Below are 2,095 nucleotides of genomic sequence, written 5' to 3'. Positions count from 1 at the left end.
GGGGTTGGGAAGATAACGGAGGCAGCTCAGCAGCTGCTTGACGTAACGGAGCAATCACTTTATGCTGGCTTAGCGCTGGTTAAACCGGATGTACGGTTGTACACGATATCGCACGCGATTCAACGCGTGATCGAGGATGCAGGTTTTTCCGTTGTACGGGAATATGTCGGACACGGAATCGGTGCGGAGCTTCATGAAGAGCCGCAAATTCCGAACTACGGCATTCCGGACCGCGGACCACGCTTGAAACCGGGCATGGCGCTCGCGATTGAGCCGATGGTCATTGCCGGTGGGCGTCACGTCAAAACGCTCACTGACAACTGGACGGTCGTGACGGTGGACAGTTCATGGTGTGCTCATTTCGAGCATACGGTGGCTGTAACGCCGGACGGATGCGAAATTTTGACGAAGCTGGTTGAGTAGGTGAGAGGCATGAATGAATATTCCACTCCGCGTCTCGGCCAATTCGTCAAGGTTCTTCAGGGTCGTGATGAAAGCAAATATGCGGTTATCATTGATATTGAGGAGTCGCGCTACGTCAAGATAGCGGACGGAGACAAACGAAAGTTTGATCAACCAAAGCGTAAAAACTTGCTTCATCTCGAATTGCAACCTGCAATTAGCCATGAAGTTGTCCATAGTTTACACGAAAGCGGACGGGTAACGAACAGCAAGCTTCGTTATGTTATAGCGAAGTATGCTGAACAACAAGCCGCTGCACATGCTGATGAGAAAGGAGAATGACGTTGGCCAAGGAAGATGTAATTGAAGTTGAAGGTGTTGTAATTGAACCGTTGCCGAATGCAACGTTCCGTGTTGAGCTGGAGAATGGTCACCAAATTCTTGCCCACGTTTCCGGAAAGCTGCGGATGCATTTCATCCGTATCCTGACGGGGGACAAAGTGGTCGTTCAACTGTCGCCATACGATTTGAGTAAAGGTCGCATCACATATCGGAAGTAGTGCTCGGATCGTTCCGAGTCGCGCTTGCATGAACTTGCAGGCCGTTCACGCGTCAGGAAGACGGTTTGACGTGCTACTTGAGAAACTGGGAGGTATTCAGCATGAAGGTAAGACCTTCTGTTAAGCCCATTTGCGAGAAATGCAAAGTCATTCGTCGCAAAGGCAACGTTATGGTAATCTGTGAAAATCCGAAACACAAACAAAAACAAGGATAATAGAAGGGGGTGTAGCGTAAATGGCTCGTATAGCTGGTGTAGACTTGCCACGGGATAAACGCGTTGAGATCGCCTTGACATACATTTTTGGTATTGGTAAAACAACTTCTAAAAAGGTAATTGCTGAGGCTGGCGTTAACCCTGATACTCGCGTTCGCGATTTGACGGAAGATGAGGTAAACAAAATTCGTGAGCTGATTGACAAAACGGTTAAGGTTGAAGGTGACCTTCGTCGTGAGATTTCTCTGAACTTGAAGCGTTTGGTTGAAATCGGATGCTATCGTGGTATCCGTCATCGCCGTGGATTGCCTGTTCGTGGACAACGCACGAAAACAAATGCTCGTACACGTAAAGGCCCTCGTCGTACTGTAGCGAACAAGAAGAAGTAATAAGGGGGGATAAGTAGCAATGGCAAAACCAAAAAAAGTCGTACGTACTAAACGTCGTGACCGTAAAAATATTGAGACTGGTGTGGCTCATATCCGTTCCACGTTCAACAACACGATCGTGACAATCACGGATCCACACGGCAACGCAATTTCTTGGGCTAGCTCCGGCGGTTTGGGCTATAAAGGCTCCCGTAAATCTACGCCATTCGCAGCTCAAATGGCTGCTGAATCCGCAGCAAAAGCTGCTATGGAACATGGCATGAAGACGGTAGAAGTTATGGTTAAAGGCCCAGGCGCAGGTCGTGAAGCTGCCATCCGTTCTCTGCAAGCTGCAGGTTTGGAAGTTAGCATGATCAAAGACGTAACGCCAATCCCGCACAACGGCTGCCGCCCACCAAAACGTCGTCGCGTATAATGACGGCAACACCGATGCGTGTAGTATTAAGCTAGCGCCTGTTGGGAAGAATGGTTGTTTAGGCATACTGCATGAATCGACCGACCGTAGGTGTTTGACGTTAATGAACGCCAG

6 protein-coding genes are annotated in these 2,095 nt (G+C 49.1%); all 6 read left to right on the top strand.

Annotated features, from left to right (window positions below):
• Positions 1-423, top strand: a 423-nt coding sequence (locus tag ABN764_RS28365) for a type I methionyl aminopeptidase (protein WP_446673787.1), incomplete at its 5' end; no start/stop codon positions are given.
• Between the two features lie 9 nt (positions 424-432).
• Positions 433-744, top strand: coding sequence for a KOW domain-containing RNA-binding protein (locus ABN764_RS28360; protein ID WP_021252441.1), 312 nt, complete (start codon positions 433-435; stop codon positions 742-744).
• Positions 745-746: 2 nt separating this feature from the next.
• On the top strand, positions 747-962 hold the full coding sequence (infA, locus tag ABN764_RS28355; protein WP_005544522.1) for a translation initiation factor IF-1: 216 nt from the start codon (positions 747-749) through the stop codon (positions 960-962).
• Positions 963-1,063: 101 nt separating this feature from the next.
• On the top strand, positions 1,064-1,177 hold the full coding sequence (gene rpmJ, locus ABN764_RS28350; RefSeq protein ID WP_003333770.1) for a 50S ribosomal protein L36: 114 nt from the start codon (positions 1,064-1,066) through the stop codon (positions 1,175-1,177).
• 20 nt (positions 1,178-1,197) lie between these two features.
• Positions 1,198-1,566 carry a 30S ribosomal protein S13 gene (gene rpsM, locus ABN764_RS28345; protein ID WP_005544507.1) on the top strand — a complete coding sequence of 123 codons (369 nt, stop codon included), beginning with the start codon at positions 1,198-1,200 and terminating at the stop codon, positions 1,564-1,566.
• Positions 1,567-1,585: 19 nt separating this feature from the next.
• On the top strand, positions 1,586-1,981 hold the full coding sequence (rpsK, locus tag ABN764_RS28340) for a 30S ribosomal protein S11 (RefSeq protein ID WP_021252440.1): 396 nt from the start codon (positions 1,586-1,588) through the stop codon (positions 1,979-1,981).
• The last annotated feature ends 114 nt before the right edge of the window (positions 1,982-2,095 follow it).

Origin of the sequence: Paenibacillus wuxiensis (assembly GCF_040195695.1) — a bacterium.
Lineage (GTDB): Bacteria > Bacillota > Bacilli > Paenibacillales > Paenibacillaceae > Paenibacillus_B > Paenibacillus_B suaedae.
Note: the sequence above shows the minus strand (reverse complement) of the source record. Positions and strands in the feature narration are given on the sequence as shown.

Coding starts and splice junctions, on each gene's coding strand:
- rpmJ (WP_003333770.1), top strand. CDS start 1,064: ATGAAGGTAAGACCTTCTGTTAAGCCCATTTGCGAGAAATGCAAAGTC.
- ABN764_RS28360 (WP_021252441.1), top strand. CDS start 433: ATGAATGAATATTCCACTCCGCGTCTCGGCCAATTCGTCAAGGTTCTT.
- rpsK (WP_021252440.1), top strand. CDS start 1,586: ATGGCAAAACCAAAAAAAGTCGTACGTACTAAACGTCGTGACCGTAAA.
- rpsM (WP_005544507.1), top strand. CDS start 1,198: ATGGCTCGTATAGCTGGTGTAGACTTGCCACGGGATAAACGCGTTGAG.